This is a genomic window from Terriglobia bacterium (genome assembly GCA_020072815.1).
GTDB lineage: Bacteria > Acidobacteriota > Terriglobia > Terriglobales > Acidobacteriaceae > Angelobacter.
The window spans coordinates 111,199-124,692 of sequence record JAIQGE010000006.1 but is presented as its reverse complement, the minus strand read 5'-3'; the positions used below and the strand labels follow the sequence as shown (position 1 = coordinate 124,692).

General features: G+C 59.3%; 8 protein-coding genes. 3 read left to right on the top strand and 5 right to left on the bottom strand.

The genetic code is table 11. From position 1 onward, the window contains the following. Nucleotides 1–36: 36 nt before the first annotated feature. The 4 genes from LAO20_09505 to LAO20_09490 all read right to left on the bottom strand — a co-directional run bounded on the left by LAO20_09505 (nucleotide 37) and on the right by LAO20_09490 (nucleotide 7,566). Nucleotides 37–3,192 carry a multidrug efflux RND transporter permease subunit gene (locus LAO20_09505; GenBank protein MBZ5531654.1) on the bottom strand — a complete coding sequence of 1,052 codons (3,156 nt, stop codon included), beginning with the start codon at nucleotides 3,190–3,192 and terminating at the stop codon, nucleotides 37–39. Nucleotides 3,193–3,220: 28 nt separating this feature from the next. Next, nucleotides 3,221–4,474, bottom strand: a complete 1,254-nt coding sequence (locus LAO20_09500; protein MBZ5531653.1) for an MdtA/MuxA family multidrug efflux RND transporter periplasmic adaptor subunit — start codon at nucleotides 4,472–4,474, stop codon at nucleotides 3,221–3,223. 325 nt (nucleotides 4,475–4,799) lie between these two features. Further along, nucleotides 4,800–5,717, bottom strand: coding sequence for an alkaline phosphatase family protein (locus tag LAO20_09495; protein MBZ5531652.1), 918 nt, complete (start codon nucleotides 5,715–5,717; stop codon nucleotides 4,800–4,802). A gap of 241 nt (nucleotides 5,718–5,958) precedes the next feature. After that, nucleotides 5,959–7,566 carry an OmpA family protein gene (locus tag LAO20_09490; protein MBZ5531651.1) on the bottom strand — a complete coding sequence of 536 codons (1,608 nt, stop codon included), beginning with the start codon at nucleotides 7,564–7,566 and terminating at the stop codon, nucleotides 5,959–5,961. 212 nt (nucleotides 7,567–7,778) lie between these two features. Between LAO20_09490 and aroE the strand changes: the two genes are divergently transcribed. Beyond that, nucleotides 7,779–9,362 carry a shikimate dehydrogenase gene (gene aroE, locus LAO20_09485; GenBank protein ID MBZ5531650.1) on the top strand — a complete coding sequence of 528 codons (1,584 nt, stop codon included), beginning with the start codon at nucleotides 7,779–7,781 and terminating at the stop codon, nucleotides 9,360–9,362. 1,026 nt (nucleotides 9,363–10,388) lie between these two features. Here aroE and LAO20_09480 read toward each other — a convergent pair. Then, nucleotides 10,389–10,910: a hypothetical protein gene (locus tag LAO20_09480; protein MBZ5531649.1), complete on the bottom strand. Its 522-nt coding sequence runs from the start codon at nucleotides 10,908–10,910 to the stop codon at nucleotides 10,389–10,391. Between the two features lie 61 nt (nucleotides 10,911–10,971). Between LAO20_09480 and LAO20_09475 the strand changes: the two genes are divergently transcribed. Then, entirely contained in the window at nucleotides 10,972–12,582 is a 1,611-nt protein-coding gene (locus LAO20_09475) for a tannase/feruloyl esterase family alpha/beta hydrolase (GenBank protein MBZ5531648.1), read from the top strand. Between the two features lie 52 nt (nucleotides 12,583–12,634). Next, nucleotides 12,635–13,057 (top strand): hypothetical protein, encoded by a 423-nt coding sequence (locus LAO20_09470; protein MBZ5531647.1) that lies wholly within the window; start codon nucleotides 12,635–12,637, stop codon nucleotides 13,055–13,057. Nucleotides 13,058–13,494: the final 437 nt, after the last annotated feature.

Here is a 13,494-nt window from a genome sequence, read left to right as displayed (position 1 = left end):
GTCCCTCCGCCTACGGCGTTCGGGACTCCGGAACAATCAGTCTCCACTCGCCTCCGTGGGAATGGCGTTGCCGATGGAGAAGCGCGAGAACTTTTGCGCCAGCTTGTCAAACCATATGTAAATCACCGGCGTGGTGTACAGGGTGAACAACTGGCTGAGCAGCAAGCCGCCGATAATCGTTATGCCCAGGGGATGCCGCAACTCGGAGCCCGTGCCGCGGCCAAAGGCCAGCGGCACCGCGCCCAGCAGAGCGGCCATGGTGGTCATCATGATGGGGCGGAAGCGCAGCAGGCTGGCCTGGTAGATGGCTTCCGCCGCAGGCTTGTTTTCTTTGCGTTCGGCTTCCAAGGCAAAGTCAATCATCATGATGGCGTTTTTCTTCACGATGCCGATCAACAGGATCACGCCTATCAGCGCGACTACCGTGAGATCGCTGCGGGTGATCATCAGCGCCAGGATCGCGCCCACGCCGGCGGAAGGCAGGGTGGAAAGAATGGTCACCGGGTGAATGTAGCTTTCGTACAAAACGCCCAGCACGATGTACACGGTAATCAGCGCGGCCAGAATCAGCCAGGGTTCCGAAGCCAGCGAGTTCTGGAAGGCCGCGGCCGTCCCCTGGAAGCTGGGATGGATGCTGGCCGGCATGCCCAGATCGTTTTCGACGCCGGTGATCACTTTGGTGGCCCTGCCCAGCGATTCGCCCGGCGCCAGGTTGAAGGAGATGGTCACCACTGGAAACTGTCCCTGGTGGTTGATGGCCAGCGCGGTCTTGAACGTTTCAAAATGGCTGAATGCAGCCAATGGCACCTGGGTCCCGGTGACCGACTTCACATAGATGTTGCCCAGGTCCGCGGGGTCGTCGCGGAACTGCGGGCCCACTTCCAGAATCACGTGGTACTGGTTGAGCTGGGTGAAGATGGTTGAAACCTGGCGCTGGCCAAAAGCGTCATACAAAGTATCGTCAATCGTCTGGGGCAGAATGCCGAAGCGCGCTGCGGTATCGCGATCAATCACCAGGTCAGCGCGCAGGCCTTGGTTCTGCTGGTCGCTGGCCACGTCCAGCAGTTCGGGCTGGTTGCGCAGCCGCCCCATGATCTTGTTGGCGTAGTCGTTCAGCTCGTTGGCGTCAGCGTCTTCCAGCGAATATTGATACTGCGTGCGGCTGATGCGGTCTTCCACCGTCAGGTCCTGCACCGGCTGCATATAAAGCGCAATGCCGGCCGTGTCGCGCACCTTGTCCACTTCCGGCTGCAGGCGGCGGATGATGTCCGACGCGGTGGCGCTGCGCTGGTCGTGCGGCTTCAGGTTGATCTGGATGCGCCCGCTGTTCTGCGTGGTATTGGTGCCGTCAATCCCGATGAACGATGACAGGCTGGCCACGTCCGGGTCCTGCAGGATCACCTTGGCCAGCTTCTGCTGCTGCTCCGCCATGGCATTGAATGACGTGGCCTGGGCAGCCTCTGAAATCCCCAGGATCACGCCGGTGTCCTGCACCGGAAAGAAACCTTTGGGGACAATCACGTAGAGATAAAGCGTCAGCGCCAGTGCACCGGCGGTTGCCAGCAGCGTGGCGGTCTGGTGCCTGAGGACCCACTGCAGGGTGCGACCGTAAAACGCGATCACCCGTTCATACGCGCGTTCCGAAGCCTGGAACATGCGCCCGTGCTTGGCTTCTTTCGGGTTCTTGAGCAGCCGCGCGGCCATCATGGGCGTGAGCGTGAGCGAAACGAAGGCCGAAATGACGATGGTCACGGCCAGCGTGACGGCGAATTCGCGGAAGAGCCGCCCCACAATGTCGCCCATGAACAGCAGCGGAATCAGCACAGCGATGAGGGACACGGTCAAAGAAATAATCGTGAAGCCGATCTGCCCGGACCCTTTCAACGCGGCTTCCAGCGGCGAGTGGCCTTCTTCCAGAAAGCGGTCAATGTTTTCGATCATCACAATGGCGTCATCCACCACAAAGCCGGTGGAGATGGTAAGCGCCATGAGCGAAAGATTGTCCAGGCTGTAGCCCAGTAGGTACATCACGCCGAAAGTGCCAACAATCGAAAGCGGCACGGCCACGCTGGGGATGACCGTGGCAGAAAGGTTGCGCAGGAACAGGAAAATGACGATCACCACCAGGACCACGGTGAGCATCATTTCAAATTGCACGTCCTTCACTGAGGCGCGAATAGTTTCCGTACGGTCGGTGAGCATGTGCATCTGGACCGACTTGGGCAAGGCGGCCTGCAACTGCTGCAAAGATTTCTTGACGCGGTCCACCACCTGGATAATGTTGGCCCCGGGCTGGCGCTGAATGTTGACGATGACCGCCGGCAACACCTGCGGGCCCTGGCCGGGCGTGGTGGTCCCCATCCAGGCCGCTTGTTTGGTGTTCTCCGCGCCGTCAATGATGTTGGCCACGTCCTTCAAGCGCACTGGTGCGCCGTTGCGGTAAGCGAGGACCACTTCCTTGTATTCATTCGCGGACAGCAACTGGTCATTGCTGTTGATGGTGAACGCCTGCCGCTGGTTTTCCAGAATACCTTTGGCCTGGTCCACGTTGGCTTGCCCCAGCGTGGTGCGCAGGTCTTCCAAACTGAGGCCGTAAGAAGCCAGGGCCGAAGGGTTGGCCTGTATGCGCACCGCCGGACGCTGGCCGCCGCTGATGGAGACCAGTCCCACGCCGGTGAGCTGGGAGATTTTTTGCGCCAGCGTGGTGTCCGCCAGGTCTTCCACTTTGGTCAGCGGCAGGCTGTCAGAGGTCAGGGCCAGGGTAAGAATCGGCGCGTCCGCGGGATTGACCTTGCTGTAGATCGGCGGGTTGGGCAGGTCGCGCGGAAGGAAGGTTGTGGCCGCGTTGATGGCCGCCTGCACTTCCTGCTCAGCGACGTCAATGTTCTGTTCCAGCGTGAATTGCAGCGTGATGACCGAACTGCCAAACGAACTGGTGGACGTCATCTGGCTCAGCCCGGCCACCTGGCCGAACTGGCGCTCCATGGGCGCGGTGACCGACGAAGCCATCACTTCCGGCGCGGCGCCGGGATAAAACGTGATCACCTGGATGGTGGGGTAATCCACCTGGGGCAGCGCCGATACCGGCAACTGGCGGTAAGCCACCGCGCCCACCAGCAGCACGGCGATCATCAGCAGCGAGGTGGCTACCGGACGAAGAATGAATAAGCGAGATGGACCGCCGTTGGCCATGATTCAGGTTCGTGTCAAGGAACGCGTGCTATTGCGCCTGCGGCGCGGACGCGTCAGAAGGCCGTTTTTTGCGCTCTCCGGTTCCGCCGGGCGCAGGAGATGTTGCCGGCGCCGCTCCAGCGTCACCGCCGCGGACTTCCACCTGGCTGCCGTTCTGCAGCCGGTCTTGCCCGTCTGTCACCACCGCTTCTCCCGGGCTCAATCCTTTGCTGATGGCGGACAGGTTCCCGCCATTGAAGGCCACGGTCACATAACGCAGTTCCACCGTCTTGTCCGGCTTGACGGTGAATACATAGGTTCCTTGCGGGCCGCGCTGGATGGCCGCCGCTGGCACCACGGTGTTGTCTTTGCGCACTTCCAGCAGCAGGTGGATGTTGACAAACTGGTTGGGCCACAGCACGTTATCGCGATTGTCAAAGACGGCTTTCAGCTTGCCCGTGCCCGTGGTGGTATCAATCTGGTTGTCAATGGTCAGCAGTTTGCCGGTAGCCAGCTTGGTCTGATCGTCGCGGGCGTAAGCTTCTGCCGGAAGCTCTCCGGCATGCATGCGCTTGGACACCGCGGGAAGCTGGTCTTCCGGCAGCGTGAACAGCACGGCGATGGGCTGCAGTTGCGTGATCACCAGCATTCCCGTGGGATCAGAAGCGTGGACCATGTTGCCGACGTCCACCTGGCGCAAGCCCACGCGCCCGTTGATGGGCGCGGTGATGCGCGTGTACATCAAATTCAGCTTCACGTTGTCAATCTGTGCCTGGTCGGCGCGCACCGTACCTTCGAGCTGTCCGGCCAGTGAGACCTGGGTATCGTACTGCGCCTGCGGGATCACGCCGTCTTTCACCAGTCCGGCGAAGCGGGCCATGTTGAGTCTGACGTCCTTCAAGGCGGACTGGTCTTTGAAGAGATTGGCTTCCGCCTGGCTCAGGGCAACTTGGTAAGGGCGGGGGTCAATTTCCACCAGAAGATCGCCCTTCTTTACTTGCTGCCCTTCGCGAAACGCGATCCGGATTATTTGTCCGTCAATGCGGCTCTTCACGGTGACGGTATTGAAGGCGTCTACCGAACCCAGCCCGTTGAGGAACACCGGCATGTCGCGGACTTCTGCTTTAGCCACCGCCACGGAGACGGCCTGCGCTCCCATGCGGCCGCCTTTTTTTCCGCCACCCTTGCTGGCAGCTTGCGGGTCAGGAGAATTTGCGCAGCCCGCAAGCAAACACGCCAGCGCCGCGCAGGCCAGAAGGCCGAGCGTCGCGACGATGGGCTCTTTAGACGAAGCTTTCAACATCCATGTCCTCCCTGTCCTCTCACGGGGCAGGCGCAAACCTTTACTTTACCAGAGTGATTCCGATTTTTAGCGCGTGGTAGTCACTTGGCGGGACCTTGCCGACTCCGCGTTTACCTCACCTGGTTTGGGGGCAGATGACTGGGCCAACTCCTCTATTTGACGGCATCCTCGCGTTTTTTAGGGAAAGATTTTGTAAATAATTGTTAATTCAATGACTTCCGGTATTCCTGCACGAGGTGAAGGAACTCCTAAATAACCTGCATTACCTTCGGCAAACAAAAATGCCCGGACATGGCGTCCGGGCCGTGAATGACAACATTAGGGCCTAGGGGAATACGGCAAACAGATCTTTCAAGTCAGTCTGATTGGCGGCATCGCCCAGCAGGGGCGTTACTCCAAATATCTCTTCGAAGGTGCGCAAAGTGGAGCCGCTGGTGTAATGGATGGTATTGGAATAACCGCCTCCCTTGGCAAAAGGCGAGAGCACGATCATGCCGATGGGCCCGTCGCCGGTGGCGGCTTCGTCCCAGGTGATGAAGACTGCGCCGCCGGCCTTGTAGGCCGCGGAGTTTAGGATCAATGGCAGGTTCTGCGAGAGCCAGGTGTCGCCCTGCTTGACCGGATTGCGCGTGGGTTTGCAACTGTCGTGCATGTCATCGCACAGGTTGGGCGTAATGAAGTTGTAGTGGGCGACGTTGTTGTTGGCCAAGTCAGAGGCAAATTCGGTGAACGGCCGCACATGGTTGATGCACTCCGCCGAGTTGGGGTCCAGCGTGTTGGTCACGTCGTCAAAATAGACAAACGGGTTGTGCTTTACCGCGTACTCGCCGCTGCTGGTCAATGGGCAAGTGGTGCCGGTAATGTTTTCCTGGTAAGTCTTCCAGGAAATTGCCTTGTTCTGCAGCAGGGTCACCAGGTGCTGCGTGGTGCTGAAGTGGTGCGAACTGGGCGCGTTATCATCCAGCACGCCGAAGTTCGTTCCTGCCTCCAGCCAAAGATAGTTGGGCAAGCTGGGATGGATGCCCGGCGGATTGAAATACTGCTCCGCGTGCGATGCCATGGGCAACACCGTGTTATTGATGTAAGGCGCGCTGGCGCTTCCTTTGATCTGCGACCAGTTGTGGTTTTCCATCAGAATGATCCAAACGGTCTTGATGTTTCCGGTCTGCGCGTGCGCGGAAACGTTGAAGCCCGCCAGGACTACAAACGACAACAGAGTAAAACAAAGCTTGAGCAACTTCATGGTTCGAAGATTTCCTTTCCACCTGAATTGCCGCCCCCGGATGCGGTATGGAAGAAAGTCTAAGTACCTTGTGTGAACATCACTTGAAAGGCGCGTGAAGATTGATGAAAGCGTGCAATCGAGTCCCGATTCGGGAACAACGGATGATTTTTCGCCGTGCGCAGAGTCGGTAGCGCAATAAAAAAACGAGAGCAGGAAAGCCTTCCTGCTCTCAGTCTCAAGAAGAAGCTTGTCTTGCGTCCTACTTGGGCGGCTCGGGCTTGGCGGCGTCAGGCGTTGTGGCGCCGGGAGGCAGCGTCCAGACTTCCACTTTGCGTCCTGAACCGCCGGCTTTGGTTTGAATACGCTGGCCGTCAATCCCTTTGGATTTGGTCAAGTAGGTTTTGCTGTTGTCGGCTCTCTGCGTCGCCAGGCGCGGTGGTTCCAGTTCTTCTGACGAGCCGGTGAGCATCACGTTGCTGCCTGGGTCCTGCTCCATCTTCAAAGCAACATCGTCCAGAATCGCTTTGGAGCGATTGTCCACGTACGCGCTGTTGGGTTTGAATTCCAGTTCGCTCAGCTTCTGCGCGGTGGGGACGGGCGGCGTGCCCGCTTCCACGTTGACCGTGGTCACCGCGCTGGAACTCAACTGGCGATCGTCAAACGCCGTGGCGCGCACCTGGATGGGGCCGGCTCCGGTTTCCGACGTGTCCAGCGTGGCCTGGTTGCGGTTGGAAGACAGCCGGCCGCCGTTCGCGACAAAGGTAATGCTCAGCGGACGGTTGTCCGGACTGGCGGCATTGCAGTTGATGGTGGAGCTCTCTCCCACGCGCACGGTGCTGGGAGTGGCGGTACAGGTGATGGTGGGCGGAGAGTTCTTGTCCGGCGGGGCGGCAGCGGCCTCGGCGCCTGGTCCGCCGGCGGAAACCGGCAGTACGGGTTGAATTTCAGGCGCGGCGGCCACGTCCATCAATTCCACGCCATCGCCCACGTGGATGTCCTGCAGCGCGGTCATCACCATGGCCGTTGCGCTCTTGCGATGGACCTGCAGCACCACCATGTCGCCCAGGGTGAGGCGCGGCAGGCTGGAGACGTCTCCCCGCGGCAGTTGCTGCGGGTTGAGCTGCGTGTCTTCATTAGCGCTGGCTTTCAGCGACAAGCCGGCTTCCGCGTCATTGTAGGTGGAGGAATAAGTCCGCGTGGCGCGCAAATAGTCGCCTACCTTCAGTCCCTTGTCTTCGCCAATGCTGAGATACACCTTGTACTTGGACCCCACGTACGTATCAAACTCGTTCGCCATGATGATGCGGCCCACGGTCTTGCCGTTGGGTGGAGCAAAGCGCTCCAGCGTGACATTGCGGAACACCGGCGCTTCGCGGGCTTCAAAAGGGATGGCGATATCACCCGGCACAATTTCCGCACAACTCAGCTCGGGCCTGGCGATGGCCGTGTCCTTCTGCACTTCCAAAATCTTCACGTAGCCAAGTTCAAAGTACGCCTGGCCGGCTTCGCGGATGGCGCCCGCCTGTCCGCGGTACAGCTCGTAATGGTTGGGATCTTTCACCTTGCGCACAATCTGGTAGCGCTCGCCTTCTTTCATGTCGCGGCCGTGGATGAATATCGTGTCGCCGCCTGCGGCGTAGCGCGATTGGTCCGGACTGGCCCAGCCGGCCGCCACGTAGCGATGGTCGGGTACCTTGTCGGTGGTGATGAACCCCGCGCAGTACATGTCAGAGGGTGTGGGGACGTTGCCGATTTCCAGGGCCTTGCCCGTCGCTACCACTTTGGTGGTTCCCACCTGCGGCGCCTGTGCTCCCTGTCCCATGGCCGCTGCGGTCAGTGCCAAAAGTATGAGTCCTGTTGTCTTCATGCTTACCTCCCGTACCTGCAAGGGACATACCTCTCCGCCCAGGCACATCTTTCCCAGGTTGGAACATATCACCGCTTTTCCGGGGAGTTCAACTAAACTCTTATTTACTTAGAAGATACACCTCATTACAGAAGTACATTTTGGAGCTTGCATTCGGGTCTTGCATCTGTGATTTTCTCTACCATATGATGCCAGCTTTGCCTTGTATCTAAATGACAGGAAACACAGCCAATATTGCGCCTCGGTTTCTACCCGCCCGGTTGCCCCGGGTGTGCGTGGCCATTGCCGCCACCAACCCTGCTGAAATGGTGCAAAAGGCCGATGTGCTGGTGCGGGAGAACCCCTTTGTTGAGTTCAGGTTAGACTACCTTCCCAAACCTGCGCTGGGCCTGCCCAAGCTGCGCACCTTTGTGGAATACCACCCCGAGGCGCTGATCGTCGCCACCTGCCGCCGGGTGGTCAGCGGAGGCAAGTTCCGGGGAAGCATCGCCGCCCAGGTTGACGTCCTGGTAAAGGCCGCCGCCCAGGGGTGCCATCTGGTGGATATCGAGCTGGAGTCGGCCAGCCACCTGAAACCGGCGGATTTTAACCGTTTACGGCGATCCGCCAACCTGATCCTCTCCTACCACGACTATCGCGGCACCAAGAAGCTGGAAGAAACCTTTGCCAAGATGCGCCAGTATCCGGCGGATTTCTTCAAGCTGGTCAGCACCGCCAACTCGCTGCACGACAACGTAGTGCTGATGAAGTTCCTGGAAAAACACAGCCATGAGCACTCGCTCGTCGGCCTGTGCATGGGCGAACAAGGGTTCATCAGCCGGCTGCTGTGCGTGCGCGCCGGAAGCCAGTTCACTTTTGCCTCCGCCAACCCCGGTGAAGAAACCGCGCCCGGACAAGTCACCGCCCGCGTTCTGCGCGAGACCTATCGCATTGACCAGGTGGACGCGGCCACGCGCGTGTACGGCGTCGTCGGCGATCCCGTCGCGCACTCGCTTTCTCCCGTCATGCTCAATACCGCTTTCCGTCGCGAAAACGTGAACGCCGTCTACCTGGCGCTGCACGCCAAGACGCTCGACGATCTGATGACCTGCGTGCGCGACATCCCCATTGCCGGCTTCAGCGTGACCATGCCGTACAAAGAAGAAATCATCAAGCACCTGGACAAGACCGACCCGCTGACCACCAAGATCGGCGCTTGCAACACCGTGGTCCGCGCGCAGGACGGGAAACTCTACGGCTTCAATACTGACGTGACCGGCGTGGTCCGCCCTCTGGAAACCCGCATTCGCCTGCAAGGCGCCAAGATTCTTGTCCTGGGCGCCGGAGGCGCGGCCCGCGCCGCGGTCTTTGGACTGAAAGAACGCGGGGCTGACGTATACATCCTCAATCGCACCGCCGGTCCGGCGCAGAATCTGGCCAAGCAGGCCCGCGCCAAGGCCATCAACCGCACCATGCTGAAGAAGATGGAGTTTGAGGTGATCATCAACGCCACTCCCGTCGGCATGGAGGGCAATCGCGATCCCCTGCCCATCTCGGAAGCCGAGTTCAAGGCCCGCTATTTCTTCGAAATGGTGTACACGCCGAGCGAAACCAAAATGGTCAAGCTGGCCCGCGCCAAAGGCATGCACGTGATCCTGGGGGCGGAGACGTTCGTCCAGCAGGGCGCGCGCCAGTTTGAAATCTGGAGCGGCAAGCCGGCGCCGGTGGCCGAAATGCAGCGCGTGGTGGACTTCGCGCTGGCCCAGCGTGCGGCAGCGAAAGCGGCGGAGGGGAGTATGAAGAAGAGGAAGAAGTAGCCGCCCCTCCCCTCCCTGTTCATCCCAAAGTTCAAAGTTGAGCCGTTTTGCGGGCGTCTGAGCCCGCAGGCGAAATCCTGAGCGACCCTGAGGCTTGCCGAAGGGGAGTCGAAGGAGCCCTGGCTACCCTTCCCGCATCATCCCAAGATCTAAACGGCTTACGCGACGCATCCCAATTTGGCGTGGGTTTTGCGAGCTGCACCCACAGTGGGGTTGGTTTTCCGATTTTCGTGCGATTTCGTTGGGATCTCGGCGATTCCGGCGATTCGCCGCACCTTGCGCGGCCTACCCCCTTTCGCCCGCATCTGTTGCAAACAAAGCCCCAAACCCATTCGACCGGCCGGTCATCGGTCGGTCACCGGTCGGTCATCGGACGGTGACCGGACGGTTACGGCTCGAGCGAATCCACTCTTTCAGAAGCTGGCTTGCTTTTTGGCTGCGTGCTGATTGCTAACTGCTCGATTTTCAAAGACCATCCCGGTTCCGCCTGGGCGGCGCGGTTTTCACCAACTACCAAATACTAAATACCAACTACCGGGTTGCTAGTATATCGTATTTTATTCGCGCCCAGTGCGAAGTAGTTCATCGTCCTTGAAGAAGTGTGTGGACCGCAGGCGCCCCCGCCTGCGCTGGAGAACCCAACGAGCCCACAAAGATCGTGTGGCACAGGCACTCCTGCCTGTGCCGATTCTTATGGGAAGATCAAACTTGGACCACACGGAACTCCAGCCCCGCCCCAGCGGGACGGTTGGGAGTAGCCCGCCGTTTCAACGGCGGGAAAACGAAACGATTCCTTCCTCGCGCCGCAGGCCCGCGCGCAGCCGAAGGCGGAGCGGGCACAGATCTTGCGTGGGCAATCCGCGCATATGTGACAAGGGATCACGGCGCTGACGAGGATAGATCAAATGCATTGCGCGGATTCAGTGGATTCCCCGCAGCGTTCCACGTAGTCGGGGACCACGTCATAGAGGAAGAAGTAATGCACGGGATGCTCCTTCGAGAGTCGAGGGACTTAGGCTCTGTCCCTTATGAACAACCTTCAATATATGAGATAGCTCCGGCAAGGCCCGCGTAAAATCCGTCAATCTTTTTGCCATCGGTTTCAAACCTGATGCCGTACTTGCCATCGTCCGAGTAGGCCGTCAGATAGTGTCCTTCGGGGCCCGTGTAGGCATGCGGTTCAACTTTGAGTTTTCCGCCATACACCTGCAAAGCTCGCTTTTCGGTGTCACCCACCTGAATGCCTTCCGCCGTTTGGACGCCCGGTCCGGTCACGTCGACCCGCGCAACACGTCCGTGTTCAATCATGAAACCGACGTGTGGGTGCCCCTTGGGCTCCACATAAAAGCATTTCCGCTCGTCTTTGTCTTCTGGCAGGACAAACTTTTCCTGGATCGTCGTGTTGAGCTGTGCGAGGCTAATCCCAAACCTTACCGGCCCCACGCTGTTTTTGCGGACGATCCATGAGTCGCTTGCTTGACCGACGACCATGCTGGCCAGAACCACAGCCCTAAGCCCCCTTGTGCGAAGGGTGATCATGTTGACCATTCTATCTCTCGAACACGCGTTTATACTTCTGACGCCACAAGAACAGCCGGGAGAACAATCCATGACTGCATCCAGTTCCTCAAGATACATTCACCAGTTGCTCATCCTATGCTTGTTTTTCTTCTCCACGCCCGCCTTCGCCGCACCTTGTGAATCCCTAAGCATCCTCAAGCTGCCGGACACCACGATCGTCTCCGCGCAAAGCGTCCCGGCGGGCGGTCTGACCGAGCCCACCTCGCCCGCCTTCAAAGACCTGTCCGCGTTTTGCCGGGTGATCATGCGGATCAAACCCGCTGCGGATTCTGACATCAAGGTGGAAGTCTGGATGCCGCTCTCCGGATGGAACGGCCGCCTGCAGGGAACGGGCAACGGAGGTTTTGGCGGGTCCCTTGCCTATTCCGACATGGCCTTCGCTTTGCGCAGCGGCGATGCCGCGGCCGGAACCGACACCGGACACACCGGCACGCCGCCCGACGCCACCTGGGCACTGAAGCACCAGGAAAAGATCATTGACTTTGGCCATCGCGCCATCCACGAGATGACGGTCAAGGCCAAGGCCGTCGTTGCGGCGTTTTACGGCGAGGGCGCCAAGCACTCCTACTTTGTCGGCTGCTCCAACGGCGGACGCCAGGCCCTGATGGAAGCGCAACGCTACCCGTCCGATTACGACGGCATCCTGGCCGGCGCGCCCGCGAATTATTGGACGCACCTGCTCACCGCCGCCGTTTGGAACATCCAGGCCACGGAAGCGAAGCCCGCCAGCTACATTCCGGCGGCGAAAATCCCCGCGCTTAGCGCCGCCGTGCTGGCCGCTTGCGATGGCCAAGATGGACTAAAGGACGGTCTCGTCAACGACCCGCGCGCCTGTCACTTTGATCCCGCCGTGCTGTTGTGCCACAAAGAAGCCGGCGCGGACTCGAATAGTTGCTTCACTGCGCCGCAAGTCGCGGCGCTGAAGAAAATCTACGCAGGCCCGCACGATTCCAAAGGCCGCAGGATTTTTTCCGGCTTCTCTCCCGGCGGCGAAGAAGGCGGAGGCGGCTGGGGCTTGTGGCTGAGCGGCAGCGCTCCTGGAACCAGCCTGCAATTCCTGTTTGGCGCCGGGTTTTACAAGAACATGGTCTTCGATGATCCGGCATGGGACTTCAAGACCTTCAACTTCGATACCGGCGTGAAACTCGCCGACGACAAGCAGGCGCGCGTGCTCAACGCCACGGACCCAAACGTGAAAGACTTTGCCAAGCACGGCGGTAAGTTGATTCTTTATCACGGCTGGAGTGATATTGCCATCCCGCCGTTGAACACCATCGCGTATTACAACAGTGTGGTCCGCGCCATGGGCGCGCAAAGCACCGCCAGCTTTGCGCGACTGTACATGGCGCCCGGCATGCAGCACTGCGGAGGCGGGCCGGGGCCCAATGTCTTCGGACAATGGACCGACACTCGCGACAGTGACGTGCAGTATGGCGCGCTGGCGACGCTGGAACAGTGGGTGGAAAAAGGCACGGCGCCGGACAAGATCATCGCCACCAAATATGTTGTTGACCAGACCAGGGCGTCGGGCGTGAAGATGACGCGTCCGCTGTGCCCGTTCCCGCAGGTCGCCAAGTACAAAGGCGCGGGCGACACCAATGACGCTGCCAATTTTGTTTGCGCAGCGGCAAAGAAATGAACCAAAACTCATGGAATCATCAATCCGCAAATCCTCAAGGAGAAATCAAAGGATGAAACACACGTTCGCGATTGCCGTTTTGGGTTCCCTGTTGCTGGCCGCCGCCGCGGCCACCGGGCAAGACGCCGTGAAAGTCGCGCCCGACCACTACAAAATCCTGAAAGAAAACAAATACGTCCGCGTGATTGAGAACACGCTGGCGCCCGGCGAGAAGGACGGCATGCACACGCATCCTTCCGGATGGTATTACGTGACCAAGCCGGGCAGCATGAAGGTGGTCCACTCGGATGGCAAGAGCGAAATCTGGGAAGCCAAGGCGGGCGAAGCCGGCTGGCTCAACGCGGAAGGCCCGCATACATCCGAAAACGTGGGCAAGACCACCATGGGCTTCATCCTGGTGGAGCTAAAGAACGCGCCCGCCACTCCGGAAGGGGTAAAAAAAGAAGCTGCGAAGGCCGCGCCCAAGAAAAAATAAAAATCTCTCACGCGGACTCGCGGCGCTGAAAAAATCTGGGCGACCTTCGTGTCACTCGCTTGCCTGGGCTCAGGCCGCGGGCCCGAGCGCAGCGCAGCTTTCATGTTTAGAGTGAGAAAAGCAGACGTGAGAAAACCAGAGTGAGAGAATCAGAGTGAGAGAAATCGAGGGAGAAATCCGGCGTACACGCCCATTTGCACACATATGGCAACCAAGTGCACATCGCAAGCTATCCATTTTCAAGCATTTACACTGGCCTTAAGGTCTTTCACTGCTGATTAATACCCTAGTAACTCTTTAGTTCACATATCTCCACCTTAGAGGTAAAATACCTTAAACTGAGTCTAAGGTGCTTGGGGCGTGAGAGGCCGTCTTTTCAAAAGATTGCCTTGGCAAAACACCCGCAACACCGGCCCAGCAGCAGAGTAGGACCAAGG

Coding starts and splice junctions, on each gene's coding strand:
- aroE (MBZ5531650.1), top strand. CDS start 7,779: ATGACAGGAAACACAGCCAATATTGCGCCTCGGTTTCTACCCGCCCGG.
- LAO20_09490 (MBZ5531651.1), bottom strand. CDS start 7,566: ATGAAGACAACAGGACTCATACTTTTGGCACTGACCGCAGCGGCCATG.
- LAO20_09480 (MBZ5531649.1), bottom strand. CDS start 10,910: ATGGTCAACATGATCACCCTTCGCACAAGGGGGCTTAGGGCTGTGGTT.
- LAO20_09500 (MBZ5531653.1), bottom strand. CDS start 4,474: ATGTTGAAAGCTTCGTCTAAAGAGCCCATCGTCGCGACGCTCGGCCTT.
- LAO20_09505 (MBZ5531654.1), bottom strand. CDS start 3,192: ATGGCCAACGGCGGTCCATCTCGCTTATTCATTCTTCGTCCGGTAGCC.
- LAO20_09495 (MBZ5531652.1), bottom strand. CDS start 5,717: ATGAAGTTGCTCAAGCTTTGTTTTACTCTGTTGTCGTTTGTAGTCCTG.
- LAO20_09475 (MBZ5531648.1), top strand. CDS start 10,972: ATGACTGCATCCAGTTCCTCAAGATACATTCACCAGTTGCTCATCCTA.
- LAO20_09470 (MBZ5531647.1), top strand. CDS start 12,635: ATGAAACACACGTTCGCGATTGCCGTTTTGGGTTCCCTGTTGCTGGCC.